A 16,333-nucleotide genomic window follows, 5' to 3' on the forward strand; every position below is an offset into this window, starting at 1 on the left:
ACTAATTCTGAGGGGGATTATTTTGGGACGTACTGTTGTAGCAATCGGAATGTTAGTTATTGCATTTTGGCAATTATTCGCTTCTATTGGATACTTTACTGTACCTAATGATAGCGTATCCAAAAAAATAGTTATATTTGACTGGCTAGCATCTTGGTTTGGCCTTGTTGGTGGATCAATGTTTGTGGGGGCTATTTATATACTTATGGATGCCTTTTAACTTACCATTTTATGTAAGCGCTTCACTAAAAAACAAAAAAATAAAGGAACTTGAATTCCTTTATTTTTGAAGAATGATCAATGTCATCATTAGATTGTTTTTGACTATTTGAGTGTCAGTGAATAGAGTATCTGATGAGTCGGTGATGTTTTTGATATTTGCTAAACCATATCCGTGATGTTCATGTTTAGTTGAATAGCCACTTTGAAATATTTTATTAATATCGACATCACTTTGAATAGGGTTAGCGATAGTTATTTCCAGCGTTTCTGATGATTTGAGAAAGGCACAGGTGATAACTTTATTTTCGGTACCTTGAACATATTCAATTGCATTATCTAACAAAATACCAATAATTCGAATGATCGAAAGGTCATTCTTTTTTATTTCATAATCATCACTAGATAATTCAAAGTTTAACTTGATACCTTTAGATTTTGCCATGAAGTATTTTTGAGTCAACAAACTTTGAATTGGCTTACTTCTGATGGTTTGTAGTTCAAGTAAACTGTGAGTTTGAACGTTTTGAAAACTATTTTGTTGGCTCATAAGTTCATGGTAGTATCGTTTGATTTCATCTGAACTTTGATCGTCAACGACTTGTCCTAATGACAGAATAATATTTTGAAAGTCATGTTTGAACTTTCTTAAATCTTCATTTTGTTGCTGAAAACTGATCAGATAATCATCTAATTCTTTGATGCGTTCAGTTTCTTCACTAGCTTCTTTACGCATGGTGAATGATTGAATGAAGACAATAGTTTGCCAATATGTGGAAATAGTTATGACTGTAAATGTCAGAAGGATTCCCATTTGAATTAATGGGTTGATATTTTCGATGTCACTAATTACTAAAATAACCATGAATGCCAGAAGTAGGGTAAATAACATTATAAAAATCTTTTTACCTAATTGGTATCGCACGATGTTATATCTAACGTGTTTAATTTGACGCTCGTATTTGTTAACTACTGCGATGACGATAAGAAGTAGAATGGCATTTATCAATATAGTCACTGAAGCAAAGGTATTCTGGTGTAGTTTTAAATTTTCTGTGTTCCAAATGCCAGTTTGAAAATAAATTATAAAACTGGCTAAGTAGGTGCTTAAACTGAATAATGTCAATTGAATATTAGCTGCTAAAGTTATAGAAATTCCATTATTATAGTTGATCGTATGTGGATGGTTTCGAAAAACATGAATGGCCAATAGTGCCAGAACAAAAAATAGAATGAATGAATTATTAGTATATAGTCCGAGGATACCAAAAATTGTTGAGAGTATTAAATCGTTGATCCAGTAATAATATCTAAAATCGTGCATAAAAAAATGCACTAGCTGTAGTGTGGCAAATAGTATAAAAATGTTACCTAAAGGACTTAAATTAGTTTGTATATATATCATTAGAAATGTGCCAAAGACATTTTTCCTTTCTTGCTTATGTTTTTGTAAGCAATGTTGACTAAATAATTGTAGGGATATTTTACAATTAAAACAAGATATTAGTAATTACTTGATATCTTTTTACGTTTATATGCTCTTTTTTTACGTTTATAATTTTTTTTGTCGAAAAAATTTAATTATGAAATAATGTTACTATTGCGTGGCAAAATTAGAGTAATAAGAATTGAGGTATTTTATCATGGATAAAAATATTCATTTCGGTGAAAACCTTCAATTGGGAGACAACTTGAGGATTCTTCGTAAGGAACGTAATCTTTCGGAGCGTGAAGTTTCAAACTTACTTCACGTAGATATCACAACGATTTCGAAGTATGAACATAATACTAGAACACCTGATATATATACAATGATTAAGTTCGCGGATGTCTATGACGTAAGTCTTGATAAACTAGTAGGCAGAGAAGAAAAAGAATATGAACAGAGTCAATCTGAAGCATAGGTCGATTGAGAACCTAATTGGAAATATTAAAGCAGGACTCGGATTTAACGGGTCCTGCTTTTTAGTTATCTCTATCCTCTAGTATACCTAATAACTCTCGTCCTTTGCGAAAAGAAACTTTGCAAGTCGATCCATCAGTGAAAGTTAAAATTCGTTCTTTGCCATCATATGATTTTGCATTATCCAAGTTAACTAAGTAACTTCGATCACATCTAAACAGATCTGGATAGATATTCTCAATTGAATTAAGTGACCCTGAGAAGGAACTACGCTGATGCTTAGATATTAATGTTACTTGTCCTGGAGCTATTTTTTCGGTGAATATCATTATTACATCATCCATTAAGATATTGAAGAATCGGCTACCAATTCGATAATTAAAGATATTTTGAGAGTGACGGGCAAATCTATCAAAATAATTTTGAGCCAGTGCAATATCGTTGTTGATACTTTTTTTGATTGAATCGTTACCCTTGCTCTTAAGAATATAATCCATTGGAGCGATTCGTCGTTCTAATGTCACTAATGACAGCTCATCATGAGTCGTGATAAAAATAATTTGTGCTAATGGAACCTCTTTTTTGATTCGTTCAGCTGCTTCCAATCCGGCAATATTATTATTATCTATTTCCATATCTAAGAAGAAAATAGCCTTTTCGGGTGCAACACAAGAGTCGAAGAGAGCTTCAGTTTTTGCAGTAGCCAGTTTGAGCTCCATATTGGCATCATTTATCATGATGCTATTATTGATAAACTTTGAATAATTTTTGCGCTGGACATCATCATCTTCCAATAAATAGATTGGTAGCATACCGGCACCTCCTGTATGGAATAAGATAATTGTATTGAAGCGTAGATGTAAAAACAAGTTGTGGTAATTTAAATAAAATAAAAAAATCGCTATATATTTTAAAAAATAGCGATTTTTGATGTAATGATTGAATTATTTTATCGGTTCGGTGCTCTTTTTATTTGTGCCACCACCAGGATTACTTAGTCTGTTACCGATGATATATTGATGGAAAATGGAAATAAATTGATTGTTAGCAATCATATCTGAATGTTGAGCCTTACTGCCTGTAAGAGTTATAAGCGTATAACGTTTGACGTTACCTTCGTAGATGTACTTACCAGCATCGACACTTCCAATAGGGACTATTCCATCATCAGTATAGAGCTGTGTGCCAGCAATTGAGTAATATGTCAAGTCACTTGGCAATTTGTCCTTGAGCTTAATAAAGTCGTTTAACATCTGGGTTCTATTAGAACTATTCTTCTCTTCGAAGTTGTAAGGAGTTCCAACAGTAAGCATTGAATCAATGTTGATCGATGAATTATCGAAGTAATGTTCAAGGAAATACGTCCAGATCAATCCACCATTTGAATGTCCAAAGGCATCAAAACTACTAAATCGATATCGTGATTTTAATTGGTCAAAAGCGGTATTGAACCATCCGGCTTGTTTCTTGATATTGTCATAACCATCTTTGTTATTGATAAATCCGACCACGATGAATGGACGGTCATCATTGGCACGTATAGTGCCCTTATAGGTGATTTTGCCATCAGTGTTAACAGTTAGCTTCAAAAGGCTGTGATGCTCTCCATACTGCTTATTAATTGTTTTAACGAGATCGTCGAATCGATCAGCTGAAGCACTGCTTCCGGGAATCATTATAATCGGAGACATGGGAGAGTTGTAACGTCCGGCTAAGGTCGATACGTTCTTTTTAGTCCATATATAAGACGGTATCCCTAGAATAATTAAGATGATCGTTAAAATTATTAGATACTTAAAAGGTTTTTGCTGCCTATTTTTGAAGGTTCTCTTCATCAGACAGACCTCCTTCGTCAAGAGCAAGATTATCGATAGTTTTTAGTTTTTCAGCAATACGTACGAAAGGAATGTAAATATAAACCGAAACAATTAGACTAATCAATGAGAAAAGCAAAGCTTGCCAGCTACCATTGGTCCCAATGAACGAAGACAGGAGGCCGGGAGTCCCAATTGGTATCGGATATACACTCGGTGGCATTAAATGCAGCTGAAGAGCAATAGCGGCTATTATCATGCATGCTAATGGTGCTAGTATGAACGGAATTATAAAGATGACATTAAATAGTACAGGGATTCCTGACATGACACTATTGCCAAGATTAAAGATACTGGGAATCATCGTCCAACGAGCGACAGTCTGGAAGTCAGGATCTTTGGAAACTAAGAAAATTGCAATAATCAATGCCAAAACTGATCCGGTTCCACCTAAGGTTGCGAATGCATGATACAAGGTATTGCTGGTAAAGAGATTAGGAGCTCCCCAGGCTGTATGATGTGTCAGCGCATAGTTTAGATTTTCTAGAACAGTTGGATCAGCTTTTTCAATTTCAATAGGTGAATAAACACCTGACCAACCAAAGAATGATGCGATTATTGTATAAAGTGAAAATCCAATAGTGCTTAATAATTGAATGAAGGGATTGCTACTATGGTAATTAGTTGCCAGAGAATAAACGATGCTATTAGGTAAATCTGAATAGTAAGTAATATTAACCAAAAAACTGAAGATGACCGACAATATTAAAACTATCGATATTGGTCTTAATGAAATAAAACTTCTTTCCAAGACGTTACTGGACAAGTGTTTAGCTAGATGATCTGGTGCCGAATGACTGGTGACTTTGAAGATCCATCCGATAAATATTCCTAGCAAGATAGCGAATAGTAGTCCACGAACTCCTAAAACTTCACCATGAAATGATAATGGTTGAACTTTTGAATAAGTAAAAGAGATTATCAAAAGTGAACTGATACTTGTAAGACCAGCTAGTTGGTCGTCACGATTAAAATGTTTGGCAGTATATTTTGCTGCACCAAAGGTTGCCATAACTGCTACCCAGCCAAGAGTTAAACTGTACAATGCTGTCGCAATATCATTAATGTGATTAAAGAATAAATCGTTATTGAGCTTAGGGATTATATCAGTTAAGAAACTATCCTTACCCAAAATAGTGATTTGAATTATTTTGACAAAACTACCGAATAATACGAAGGGGAAAATCATCATGACAGTTCGTTGGATTATTCGATATAATAATAATTTTTGTAATTTCAAAGTTATTTGAGCTAACTTTTGTTCAAACTTATTTTTAAATAGATTATCCATAATCAATACCTGCGACATTTAGGAGTTTATAAAATCATTTAGATTATAACGTTAAAAAAAAGAAGCTGCTATAATAGCGACTTCTTTTTTTTGTTAAATTGATGTATGTAATATAGCGGTAAACCTAATAGGGTTATTATAATACCTGTGAAGGCTAGAGTAGGTTGCCTTAGTAAAGTTGAGATAATAATATATCCGCCTCCCAGCATAGCAATAATCGGTGGGATTGGATAAAAATTAATCTTATATGGTCGTTCGAGATCAGGCTCACTACGCCGTAAGATGAATACTCCTACGAACATCATCATTGAGAAAATCCACATGACAAAAACTAACATGTCAGTCAAGAAATCGAAGCTTCCCATAAATATCATTATGATAGCGATTAGTGTTTGTACGATACCGGCATTTATCGGTACACGACTTTTTTTGGTTAGTTTGGCAAAGAATTTGCTGAAGATAATTTCATCATCGACGCCTAAGACATAGCTAACACGCGCTCCGGTCATAGTGTATCCATTGACTGCACCAAAGACTGAAATAAGGATACCAATCGTAACAATTTTTCCACCAATATCACCAAATATCCTGATGGCGGCCTCTGAAGCAGCATTTTGATTACCAGGAATTAGGTGAAATGGTAGTTCTTTGATAAAGACGAAACTAATTGAAACATAGATCAAGGTTATCAGGAATAATCCTAAAATAATCGAACGTGAAAGGTCTTTTTCAGGCTTTTTCATTTCTCCAGCTAAGTTTCCAACATTCATCCAACCATCAAAGGCAAACATAGTGGCGAGTAGGCCACCACCCATAGATGACCAAAAATCAGGATGGGCACCGGACGTAATCGGTAGTAACGAGATGTTATTATTCGACTTGGTGAACAGTCCAACTATGACTATTAATACGATTGGAATAAGTTTGGCGATCAAAGCAATCGATTGAATCGAACCACCAACTTTAGCGCCGAGTAGATTAACTGCAAATAGGAAGACAGCTAATGCAATTGCAATGGGGATTTGCCAACTTGCTTGTAGATTACAGAGATTGATCACTTGAGTCGCAAAGATGATCGATAATGCTGAAATACCAGCAGGATAGTAGATAACTGATTGTGCCCAAGCTAGCAAGAAGGCAGGTACTTTTCCATAAATATATTCGATATACTTGTAGATACCACCAGCTACCGGTAGTGCTGCGGCCAATTCAGCAATAGTTAGGCCCGCGTTGATCGTAATGAATCCAGCCAGTATCCAAACAAAAATTGTTAAACTAGGTGATCCAGTAGCGGCGGTTACACTGGAGATTTTGAAGAACACTCCGCCACCGATTACTAGTCCCATAACAGTAGAGAGCGCGGAGAAGAATCCCAGATCTCGTTTTAAACTGAACTTATCTGTTTGTTTTTCCATTATTCTCAACTCCTAAGTGAAAGTGTAAAATAACATAATACACCATATAAGTAGAGACTGTAATGTTTTTAGTGGCAATTAGTTCTTCATATAAGTAAAATTAATAATGAGGTGATTTTATGAGAAATTTAGCAATAATCGGAACAAGTTGGATCACGCAACAATTTATTGAGGCAGCTGATGAAACCAAGTCATTTAAGTTGGCTCGAGTTTATTCAAGAACTGAAGAGAAAGCTCAAACATTTATTGATGGCTTGAGTAAGGAGTTGGACAACTCATCTGTAAAAATCAGTACAGATTTGGATAAGTTTTTTGCAAGTGACGATTTTGATACTGTTTATATTGCGTCACCAAATGCTCTACATTTTGCACAAGCTCGTCAGGCAATTGAGAATGGTAAAAATGTAATTGTTGAGAAGCCAAGCGCTTCAATCATTCGCGAATATACAATTTTAGATACCTTAGCACATGAAAAGGGCGTATACTTCTTTGAAGCTGCTCGTCAGATACATGAACCTATCTTTAAGAAGATTCAATCATACGTTGATGCCAACCGTGAACAATTAACTGGTGCTACTTTGTCGTACATGAAGTATTCAAGTAAAATGGATAGCTTCTTGGCAGGTAAGAATCCTAATATTTTTAATCCTAAGTTTTCAGGTGGTGCCTTGTATGACCTTGGAGTTTATGCAGTCTATGATTCAATTGTCTTATTTGGAACACCTAATAAGGTTGACTATGAACCAGAAATACTTAGCACAGGAATTGATGGATCAGGTAGTTTGACTCTTAAATATGACAAGTTCGATGTTAATATTATTGTCGGCAAGACTAAGAATTCATATATGCCTTCAGAAATATACTTCGGCAAGAAGACTTTGTTAATGGATAGTGCTGGTGATATCACTAAAATTTCAGAAGCGGATGCTGATAAGAAAATGTCAGTAATACCAACAACTAAGAGTGATAATCCAATGGATTCAGAAGCAGTTGAGTTTGCTAGAATAATGAACGAGAATGACACTGCGACTTATGATAAGTTGAGCAGTTATGCACGAAGAGTTAATCGTGTGCTAGAGCAAGCCAGAACCAGCGCTGGACTTGTATTTGAAGCGGATAAGGAAAAATAAAGTGGACATACCTAAATTATATCAAGATTATTTCAAAGAGAATCAATTCGAAAAACTGACTAAGATTCAAGAATCAGTCTATTTGCCATTTAAAGAGGGCAAAGGATTGATTGCAATGGCACCAACTGGCTCAGGTAAAACATTGGCATTTACAATGCCAATGCTTGAAACATTAGTGCCGGGTGATGGATTACAAATATTGATCTTGGAACCATCACAAGAATTAGCGATTCAAGTTAGAACAGTAATTCAACCATTAGCCCAGGCAATTGGATGCAATGTTCAAGCTGTAACTGGTGGAGCTAATCCACAACGACAATTGAAGAAGTTAAGAGAGAAACCCGAAGTTTTGGTTGCAACACTAGGACGTCTCAAGGAATTAACTGAAGCACGAAAAGTTAAACTTGGTAAGATTCAAACAGTTATCGTTGATGAAGCGGATGAAATGTTGAATGAATCTAAACTTGAATCTGTTCGTGAGACTATTGACCAAATGCCAGGGGATGTTCAAATGACATTCTTCTCAGCCACTGGTAATGAGATCTTCAAAGAAATGCACAAGTGGTTTGGTCAAGACTTCTTGATGATCGACCAACGTGATGATAGTTCTTATACTGCCGGAATCAAGCATTACTTTATCAATGCGGCCTCAGATGGAACTAAGAATGCTTTGATCAGAGAATTAGCGCACAATAAAAAGTTTAAGGGAATTATTTTCTTCAACAATTCCCGTTCATTACATAAGGTTATTAGTGATCTTCGTTACAACAAAACTAATTACGTTGCTTTGGATAGTAAGATGTCTTCACAACAACGTAAATCAGCCTTGCATTCATTCTCTACTAAAAAAGTTAACTTAATGTTGACGACTGATGTTGCTGCTCGTGGAATGGATATTGATAATATTACGACGGTCGTTAATTATATGATTCCGCGTGATGACAGTGAATATGTTCACCGTGGTGGCCGTACTGGTAGAATGGGCAAAGCGGGAGATGTTCTAACGTTTGGTAACAGCCATGACTTCCGTAACTTACAAGAGTTCACTGATGTTGAGGTTAAAAAAGTCTTCTTGAATCGTGATGGTACTTATTCAGATAAAGAAACTTATCAAAAAGAAAAACGTCAAGCTCAAAAGACACAACCGAAGCCAAAACAAAAGAAACGTTTACGTGATCAAAAGAACAAAGGTAAGCGTCGAGCACCAAAGGCCGAGCATTAATTTAAATTTGCTTGAAATATAAATAGTTTGGTGGCACTATTATTAATAGTGTCATATGGTCCCTTGGCCCAGTTGGATAGAGCAACTGCCTCCTAAGCAGTAGGTCCCCGGTTCGATTCCGGGAGGGATCACTAATAGGTAACTAAAAAGCGTGAATTTCCTTTATATAGGAATTCACGCTTTTTATATCAAAATTTTACAAACCCAACAATTGTTTTTTCTTTGCATCAAATTCTTCTTGAGTAATGGTTCCATCGTCAAGAAGCTTTTTTAGTTTATCCAATTCTTCAAGAGATGCGTCAGTTGTAACATTAGCAGTATTTTGACTATTATTATAGGCCGTACCGAAGCGCATGTTTGGTTGAATGTAACCTTGAGCAACTAATGTATGGTAGTCACCCTCGTCAGAAGGTTCGAATCCCTTTTCAATCAAATCCTTCACGTAAAACTTGTTATAGAAAAAGGCAAAGATGAAGTTGAATAGCAATGATCCACCACCCCAAGTGAATACTCCTAGACCAACATCAACCAATAGCATGATCAAAAGCCATTTCCAATCGCCACGGAACACTGCGGGCCAAAACCCGAAGAAAAATTCTGTCCATGAGAAGCCGACTTTAACGTTTTTAACTTCGTTAGTGTTTTTATTAACCAAATTTGCTTGCATAATAATCCCCCATATTTAATAGGTTTTAATTATACCGCAGAATCATTATTTACGATATTTTTTAGTGATTTCTTCATATTTTCCCAGTCATACCTGTTCTTGTTGTTAAGTCCTAATAATAATGATATCCAAGTGACTAGCGATAAGGCGGCACTAAAAATTGCTAAATTAGTTGTCTTATAAGTCACTTTAAAGTTAGGGTGCTTTATTTTTTTGTTCAATTTGGTTTTGACTGTTCCATTTTTACTTGTAGAAATCTTTGCACGCTTGCCATTAATAGTCAGTTCAGTATTTTTGTAACGGATGATCGGTAATTCGATTACGGTATTCTTAGACATTTCTCCCAATTTAAAGACAGTGGATTCACCTTTGGCTTGTGGGTTGAAGGTGATTTTTTGGTTATTTATTTTACCAATGTGCCAAATAGTTGATTTAATGAATTTACCAGCAGCAGCCGGGGAATATTGTTCATAGTAATCTTCATAGACACTGTGCTTTTTTATTTGTTTACTAGTAATTATCTGAGTTTTTTTAGAAATCATCTTTTGTTGCTGAGCAGTCTGTGCGGATGAGATCCAAAATCCACAAAGAATTATTGCTAATAAAATTGTGATAGGTAATTGTAGTTTGGACATATGAAAACTTTCAATCAACATTATAAGTAATTTGGCAGCAATAACTGCGGTTAACAAGGTTGCAACCATCAAAAATCTAAAAGGAAATTGAATCACACGAATTGGAGTATTTTGGAACAAATCCCATGGAAATATATCTGTTGTCATGAAGAATGATAAAAATGCTAAAACATAGATACTTTTATAAAGTGGCGTGAACTTATAAAAGAATATCAAGCCAAGAATCAAAGCTACTAACAGAAAGACACCAATATTATAAGTATTGCCACTGGCACTTTGGATACTGCTATTTGCAAAACTAGCATTAATCATTTTTTCAAGGACTTTGCCTTTAAGGGTATATGGCGAAGGTTGTTCATATGGTTGATAAGTTATTTCGTTCAAAAATGGAATCAGAAATATAGCACCGGCACAAATTGTTGCCAAAATTGCTTTGAATAGTGCCTTGATTCGATTCCAATAATTGTTGGATTTGATAATGTATAGTAACAAAATAATTATAAAGAAAAATGAAACAATAACTGTGGATAATAAATGAGTTAGTAACAGCCCTGACATCCCGATGGCCAAGAGATTCCATTTATGGAAATCACGGAAGAAAATCTCATACAATCCCAGGAAACATATCGGTAAAAGAATTGTCGCAATGAATTCTGCTATATCAGTCCGTGGCAAAACCTCTATCAATAGATAGTTTGATAAGTTATAAAATAACGAAAAAATAATTGCATTCCAAAATGATTTGGAAAATTTAGTCATTACGAGGTGACTAATGAGGAATGAGATGAAAAAGTAGATCCCGATGCCAGTATAAAAAGCGGTTATGGGATTACTAAAAAGTGAGAATAAGAGAGCTATTGGTGCAATTGTAATCCACGGATAGAACAGATTGATACCATAGCCTATTTGTCTAAAATTGGAATTGGAAATACTAGGGATGAAATTTCCATGTTGAAACGAATAATTAAGACTGATCAATCTACCAATGTGAAAGGGGGCATCATCACCGCCCCAGACGATACCTTTGGAATTCAAGGTTATTGCCATGATAGCTGAAAGAGTGGCATAAAATAAAATCAATCCTAGAAACTTGAGTAATCCTTTTGTAGTAATAGAAATATGCATAATTTCCTCCCTGTTAGATATTATATCGAAGCCATTACTCAAATAAAAATTTATCTGAAAATCAGTATATCGGAATCGAATGTGTAGTGGTTCGAGACGAATTGTACATAACTAAAAAAGATTATTCAGTATCGCATGAATGTGAGTACGATAGTCTTTTTTTTATGTTAGATTATTAATATCATTTTATATAAATATATATATCCTCTAATGACATTTTTTGGATATGATTATTTGAGATAATATTTACGAAAAGATTTATAGTTTAATAAAGGAGAACTTATCATGAAACAACATCCAATTAAGAAGATGCTGCTTAGATTGTCCTGCCTTATTTTGATTTTTACTGGGCTGCTTTTTGTGGTCAAAAACAATAACGTCAGTGAAGTACGTGCTGACGATGAAGAAATTATAGTTAAACCGATGGAAAAACCCAATCGTGATGTTGTTAAGATATTAGGTATTTGGCTGACTAATGGTTATTCACTTCAGCCTGAAAGTGATTATTATACGCAAGTTGGGCAGACTGTTATCATTCGAACGAGTGCTGGTAGATCAGTCTGGTCAGTCCTAACGGGACTTCTCGACAGTCCGCATTATAGATGGTACAAGACAACTGATGCTGGTGAGACTTGGTCAGCAGTTCCGGAATCTGAAGGTGGCTATCGCATGAATTTCCCAGTTACACCCAAGGAAATCGGAACGACTTGGTACCAGCTTGATACACAGTACTGGAACTATTTGACTGGTTGGCTAGCGAAAACACATATTTATTCGCAAGTCACAGCAGTTCATGCGAAGGAACCAGTTAATGCTACTGAGTTGACTATAACAACAGATGATGATTATCTATATAACCTTGGTGATAATGATTTGGCTAACAATGATACTTATGTTCATGCTCATCCGATTCCTAGCGATGCTAACGGTCAAATGACATATACAGTTGATAAGCCAGAAATTGCAGATTTCTCAGATGACAAGGAAAATGGCGGAAAAACGACACAGTTGATTGCTAAAAAAGGTGCTATTGGAACTGTTACTATAACTGGAACGATGCAAAATCCTAACGGAAGTAAAATCAGTGCTCAAACTAGTGTCAGAGTTGGTGGAGGATTAGATGACCAGACGGTCAACATTGGTGAGACTGCAACTTATACGATGTACGGTGACACAGTTGGTGATGATGAATCAACTAACAAAGGTAAAATAACGATCGAATGGTTTAAATACGATAAAAAGGGTAAATCAACGTCAGTTGCCAAAAGTACTACTTCTAATTACAAAGACTATATTTCCTATACAACTCCAGCCACAACAATGGATGACGATGGTACGAAATATCAAGCAAAAATCACCTTTAAATATGGAACTTTGAATCTTCAAACAAAGACAATGACGACTAATCAAGCTAATTTGACGGTCATTAATAAGCCAGATATTACCGTTGAAAACACCGTAACCAATGATTCTTATTCTGGTAATGATGACGATGAACATAACTTAAATGATGTTAGTAATGATGATGTGATTACTTATCATTCAGTCATAACTGAGAATAGTGACCGTGGTGTATTGAAAGATGGGTATTATGTCATTCCGATGCACAAATCAACGAAAATCAATAGTGTAAAATTAGATGATGCTGTTATAGATTCTAGTAAATATTCAATTGTTCCCAATTCAGAAGATAATACTGATGATTTGGTTATTAGCGGTTTGGATTTTGATGGGGTCGATGTTAGAGTACATTCGGTTGAAGTTAGTACAACCGTAGCTGGTGTAACAGGTACTGAGTCATTAACGTATACACCGTATATTTATGGAAATTCCAATGATGATGAAGTTTACATGTCAAAAGGAATTACGGAACAGATCAATTACACATTGGATGGATTTATTGTTTCAATTCAAGACTTGCATTACGGAGCAGTAAATTCTTTTAATACACAAAGCTTACAATATCGAGAAGACAAGCATAATCTTCCTAATGGTAATGTTGTCGAGGTTAATGACAGGCGCCGTGATAAAAAAGGAAAGAAAGCTTATGTAAAACAAGAGCGCCAATTTGAAAATGAGAATGGTGACCAGTTATCCTCTAGTATTAGGTATTACGATAATGACAGTTATGTCAGTATTTTGAACAATAAAACCTTTTTGAAGGAAACTCAAGCTGGTGAGTCATTTGATTCGATCGGTTGGGGAAAGAAAGACGGATTACTTTTGTATTTGGACGATGCCGTTATGAAGGCAGGAACCTATAACACAACTTTAACTTGGGTATTTGAAGATACACTTTAAATACTTTTGAAGACTACGGAAACGTAGTTTTTTTATTTTGTCTTGAAAAATAAAATTTTTAAGCTTATAGTGTATATGCACGATAGATGAAGGAGTGATTAAATGGAACATCATTTTTATAGAACTTGTGCTTATTTCACGGCAGCTAGATATATGCGCTCAATTGAAAAAATTGCTGACAAAATATTTGCACCGACCAAAATGAATCCGTCTTATTCATATATCATGATGAATGTTGAAGATCATAATCCTTCATCAATTATGGAGATAACTCGAGAGTTAGGATATGATCGTTCATCGGTTTCACGAATGGTTAAAATATTAGAAAATAAAAAATTGGTAAGCTTGATACCATATGGGAGATCAACTCAAGTTGAATTGACCAAATCTGGACGTGAATTTTTGGTTATTGCTAATCAATGTTTGGACGAGTTCGGACATGTCACAGATGAATTGTTGGGTGATGATAAATCTAAGATGACTAACTTACTTACAGAGAATAATAATAAACTAGGAGAAAAATGAAATGGTAAAATACAAAACAATAAATATAAATGGATTAAATATTTTTTATCGTGAAGCAGGCGACGTTACTAAGCCAACAATGATTTTGTTTCATGGATTTCCGTCAGCCAGTCACATGTTTCGTGATCTAATACCAGAGCTTGAGGATAGGTTTCATTTAATTGCTCCTGATTATCCTGGATTTGGTCAATCAGAATCGCCTGATCATCAAAAATTTGAATACACTTTTGATCACCTGAGTGAAATCATGGAAGATTTTTTGAAGTCACTTTCAGTAGATAAGTTTTACATGTATGTTTTTGATTACGGTGCTCCAATTGGATTCAAGATTGCTGTCAGACATCCAGAATGGATTGAAGGTATTGTTAGTCAAAATGGTAATGTTTATCAAGAAGGCTTAGGTTCAAAATGGGCTACTCGTCAGGACTTTTGGGATGATCCAACTGAAGAAAAGCGCAATTCATATAGAACGGCATTTGAACCAAAAACAATCATTGGACAATACAAGTTTGGTACACGTCCTAATTCAGTATCTCCAGATGGATATATGCTTGATATTGCGTATACTCACGGTGAAGGTTATGACCAGAGACAATTGGATTTGATATTTGATTATCAAAACAATATTAAAGACTATCCGAATTTTCAAAAATATTTACGTGATAATCAACCTAAGCTATTAGCAGTCTGGGGTAAAAATGATCCATCTTTCATTTATCCAGGTGCTGAAGCTTTTAAGCAAGATGATGAAAATGTTGAAGTTGATCTGATTGACAGTGGTCACTTTGCATTGGAAACACATGCTAAGGTAATCGCACAATTAATTAAGAATTTTTTCTAGTATAATAATATTAACGAATATTATAAAAAGGAAATTATATATATATGAAGACTATTAATGTTTCCCAGACTTTATCTGTAAGTAATCATCGTGTATTTTCGTCAGATCTGAATGAGCACGATACAGTTTTTGGTGGCAAAATTTTGGCCACGATCGATGACAATTCGTCCATTCCAGCTTCTCGTGTGGCAAGGATAGAAACGGTCACGGCGTCAGTTGATCAAGTGAATTTTATTTTACCATTTAGATTACAGGATTCTATGTGTACAGAATCTTATGTGTCTGGTGTTGGTACACGTTCAATTGAAGTTTTTACCAAAATAATTGGTGAGCATCTGAAGACCGGTGAACGTTTCTTAGGCTTAACTTGTTTTTCATCATTTGTGGTTGTAGAGCAAGGAATAGAACTACCAGAAGTGGTTCCTGATACCGATGAATATAGCTTCGTCTGTGAAGGTTATGAACAACGACAGATTGAACGAATGAATAAGTTGAAGCAGCAATATGATTTTAACAAAAAGATTAGTCTAAAATTTCCTTGGACAAAATAAAAATTTGATCACCTAATAGTGATTAAATTTTTTGATACACATAATAAAGAATCATAAATTAACGCTGAACAAGTTTGGGCTCGAAGTTGTTGGAAAAATTAAAAGAGTTGAGGAGAAAAATAATATGCCATTAATGAGAATTGATATGATCAAAGGTCGTGACAAAAAAGAGATCAAGGATATTTTGGATATTTCATACAAGGTTGCTACCGATGAATTACATTTATTACCGCGTGATCGTTATCAAGTAGTTACACAGCATGAACCTGAAGAAATGATTTTTTGGGATGTTGGCTTGGGATTGGAAAGAACAGATAAAATTTTACTTTTCAGTTTAACATCAAGCCCACGCAAACAAATCGATAAGGAACATTTCTATGCCAGTTTGGTCAAAGCATTGCATGAAGGGGTGGGCATTTCGCCATCTGATGTCATGATCAATATTACTACTAATACCAAGGCGGATTGGAGCTTTGGCAACGGTGAAGCACAATTTCTGAACGGAAAGCTATAGTTTAATATTAGGGAACCCAAGGTAAGATAGCATACATTTTTGTGGTTCTTTGTCAAATAGTATTGATGAATGATTTTGAGCCTTGGGCATCCTCGTTGAGGATGCCTATTTTTATGCACA

At 35.1% G+C, this 16,333-nt stretch carries 16 protein-coding genes and 1 tRNA gene; 10 read left to right on the top strand and 7 right to left on the bottom strand.

The genetic code is table 11. The features are described 5' to 3' along the window. Positions 1-22 precede the first annotated feature (22 nt). Positions 23-220 carry a hypothetical protein gene (locus EKM68_RS08195; RefSeq protein ID WP_125589659.1) on the top strand — a complete coding sequence of 66 codons (198 nt, stop codon included), beginning with the start codon at positions 23-25 and terminating at the stop codon, positions 218-220. A 60-nt stretch (positions 221-280) separates the two neighbouring features. On the opposite strand, the gene EKM68_RS08200 is transcribed toward EKM68_RS08195, so the two are convergent. Then, the gene (locus EKM68_RS08200) at positions 281-1,543 is read right to left on the bottom strand and encodes a sensor histidine kinase (protein WP_164509394.1); all 1,263 of its coding nucleotides are present in this window, start codon (positions 1,541-1,543) and stop codon (positions 281-283) included. Positions 1,544-1,862: 319 nt separating this feature from the next. Between EKM68_RS08200 and EKM68_RS08205 the strand changes: the two genes are divergently transcribed. Then, complete coding sequence (locus tag EKM68_RS08205; protein ID WP_125589664.1) at positions 1,863-2,123, top strand: helix-turn-helix domain-containing protein; 261 nt, start codon at positions 1,863-1,865, stop codon at positions 2,121-2,123. A 61-nt stretch (positions 2,124-2,184) separates the two neighbouring features. On the opposite strand, the gene EKM68_RS08210 is transcribed toward EKM68_RS08205, so the two are convergent. The 4 genes from EKM68_RS08210 to EKM68_RS08225 form a co-directional block, all read right to left on the bottom strand. After that, on the bottom strand, positions 2,185-2,934 hold the full coding sequence (locus EKM68_RS08210) for a response regulator transcription factor (protein WP_125589668.1): 750 nt from the start codon (positions 2,932-2,934) through the stop codon (positions 2,185-2,187). A gap of 132 nt (positions 2,935-3,066) precedes the next feature. Next, positions 3,067-3,957 carry an alpha/beta hydrolase gene (locus EKM68_RS08215; protein ID WP_125589670.1) on the bottom strand — a complete coding sequence of 297 codons (891 nt, stop codon included), beginning with the start codon at positions 3,955-3,957 and terminating at the stop codon, positions 3,067-3,069. Beyond that, positions 3,935-5,287, bottom strand: coding sequence for a PTS transporter subunit EIIC (locus tag EKM68_RS08220; protein ID WP_125589673.1), 1,353 nt, complete (start codon positions 5,285-5,287; stop codon positions 3,935-3,937). Before EKM68_RS08220 ends, EKM68_RS08215 begins: the two co-directional genes overlap by 23 nt. Positions 5,288-5,355: 68 nt before the next feature. Next, on the bottom strand, positions 5,356-6,702 hold the full coding sequence (locus EKM68_RS08225) for an APC family permease (RefSeq protein ID WP_125589675.1): 1,347 nt from the start codon (positions 6,700-6,702) through the stop codon (positions 5,356-5,358). Positions 6,703-6,821: 119 nt separating this feature from the next. On the opposite strand from EKM68_RS08225, the gene EKM68_RS08230 reads away from it, so the two are divergent. From EKM68_RS08230 to EKM68_RS08240, 3 genes are all read left to right on the top strand, one after another. Next, a complete protein-coding gene (locus EKM68_RS08230) occupies positions 6,822-7,832 on the top strand; it encodes a Gfo/Idh/MocA family protein (protein WP_125589677.1) in 1,011 nt (336 codons plus the stop codon). A 1-nt stretch (position 7,833) separates the two neighbouring features. Next, positions 7,834-9,054: a DEAD/DEAH box helicase gene (locus EKM68_RS08235; protein ID WP_125589680.1), complete on the top strand. Its 1,221-nt coding sequence runs from the start codon at positions 7,834-7,836 to the stop codon at positions 9,052-9,054. 57 nt (positions 9,055-9,111) lie between these two features. Then, positions 9,112-9,185 (top strand) — tRNA-Arg (locus EKM68_RS08240). 65 nt (positions 9,186-9,250) lie between these two features. Here the strand turns inward: EKM68_RS08240 and EKM68_RS13855 are convergent. Continuing rightward, on the bottom strand, positions 9,251-9,721 hold the full coding sequence (locus EKM68_RS13855) for an SHOCT domain-containing protein (RefSeq protein WP_125589683.1): 471 nt from the start codon (positions 9,719-9,721) through the stop codon (positions 9,251-9,253). 29 nt (positions 9,722-9,750) lie between these two features. Continuing rightward, positions 9,751-11,481 (bottom strand): hypothetical protein, encoded by a 1,731-nt coding sequence (locus EKM68_RS08250; protein WP_125589686.1) that lies wholly within the window; start codon positions 11,479-11,481, stop codon positions 9,751-9,753. A gap of 285 nt (positions 11,482-11,766) precedes the next feature. Here EKM68_RS08250 and EKM68_RS08255 point away from each other — a divergent pair, with 285 nt between their 5' ends. From EKM68_RS08255 to EKM68_RS08275, 5 genes are all read left to right on the top strand, one after another. Then, positions 11,767-13,782, top strand: a complete 2,016-nt coding sequence (locus EKM68_RS08255; RefSeq protein WP_125589688.1) for a hypothetical protein — start codon at positions 11,767-11,769, stop codon at positions 13,780-13,782. 102 nt (positions 13,783-13,884) lie between these two features. Continuing rightward, entirely contained in the window at positions 13,885-14,307 is a 423-nt protein-coding gene (locus tag EKM68_RS08260) for a MarR family winged helix-turn-helix transcriptional regulator (protein WP_125589690.1), read from the top strand. A 1-nt stretch (position 14,308) separates the two neighbouring features. Then, on the top strand, positions 14,309-15,148 hold the full coding sequence (locus EKM68_RS08265; protein ID WP_125589692.1) for an alpha/beta fold hydrolase: 840 nt from the start codon (positions 14,309-14,311) through the stop codon (positions 15,146-15,148). Between the two features lie 44 nt (positions 15,149-15,192). Continuing rightward, positions 15,193-15,699 carry an acyl-CoA thioesterase gene (locus tag EKM68_RS08270; protein WP_125589694.1) on the top strand — a complete coding sequence of 169 codons (507 nt, stop codon included), beginning with the start codon at positions 15,193-15,195 and terminating at the stop codon, positions 15,697-15,699. 124 nt (positions 15,700-15,823) lie between these two features. Continuing rightward, positions 15,824-16,213 (top strand): tautomerase family protein, encoded by a 390-nt coding sequence (locus EKM68_RS08275; protein WP_125589697.1) that lies wholly within the window; start codon positions 15,824-15,826, stop codon positions 16,211-16,213. Positions 16,214-16,333 lie beyond the last annotated feature (120 nt).

Source organism: Companilactobacillus jidongensis, from assembly GCF_003946575.1.
GTDB classification, from domain to species: domain Bacteria; phylum Bacillota; class Bacilli; order Lactobacillales; family Lactobacillaceae; genus Companilactobacillus; species Companilactobacillus jidongensis.

Bases quoted from the DNA above. Each gene is read 5' to 3' on its own strand.
- EKM68_RS08200 (WP_164509394.1), bottom strand. From the start codon at position 1,543: ATGCACGATTTTAGATATTATTACTGGATCAACGATTTAATACTCTCA.
- EKM68_RS08205 (WP_125589664.1), top strand. From the start codon at position 1,863: ATGGATAAAAATATTCATTTCGGTGAAAACCTTCAATTGGGAGACAAC.
- EKM68_RS08210 (WP_125589668.1), bottom strand. From the start codon at position 2,934: ATGCTACCAATCTATTTATTGGAAGATGATGATGTCCAGCGCAAAAAT.
- EKM68_RS08215 (WP_125589670.1), bottom strand. From the start codon at position 3,957: ATGAAGAGAACCTTCAAAAATAGGCAGCAAAAACCTTTTAAGTATCTA.
- EKM68_RS08220 (WP_125589673.1), bottom strand. From the start codon at position 5,287: ATGGATAATCTATTTAAAAATAAGTTTGAACAAAAGTTAGCTCAAATA.
- EKM68_RS08225 (WP_125589675.1), bottom strand. From the start codon at position 6,702: ATGGAAAAACAAACAGATAAGTTCAGTTTAAAACGAGATCTGGGATTC.
- EKM68_RS08230 (WP_125589677.1), top strand. From the start codon at position 6,822: ATGAGAAATTTAGCAATAATCGGAACAAGTTGGATCACGCAACAATTT.
- EKM68_RS13855 (WP_125589683.1), bottom strand. From the start codon at position 9,721: ATGCAAGCAAATTTGGTTAATAAAAACACTAACGAAGTTAAAAACGTT.
- EKM68_RS08250 (WP_125589686.1), bottom strand. From the start codon at position 11,481: ATGCATATTTCTATTACTACAAAAGGATTACTCAAGTTTCTAGGATTG.
- EKM68_RS08255 (WP_125589688.1), top strand. From the start codon at position 11,767: ATGAAACAACATCCAATTAAGAAGATGCTGCTTAGATTGTCCTGCCTT.
- EKM68_RS08260 (WP_125589690.1), top strand. From the start codon at position 13,885: ATGGAACATCATTTTTATAGAACTTGTGCTTATTTCACGGCAGCTAGA.
- EKM68_RS08265 (WP_125589692.1), top strand. From the start codon at position 14,309: ATGGTAAAATACAAAACAATAAATATAAATGGATTAAATATTTTTTAT.
- EKM68_RS08270 (WP_125589694.1), top strand. From the start codon at position 15,193: ATGAAGACTATTAATGTTTCCCAGACTTTATCTGTAAGTAATCATCGT.
- EKM68_RS08275 (WP_125589697.1), top strand. From the start codon at position 15,824: ATGCCATTAATGAGAATTGATATGATCAAAGGTCGTGACAAAAAAGAG.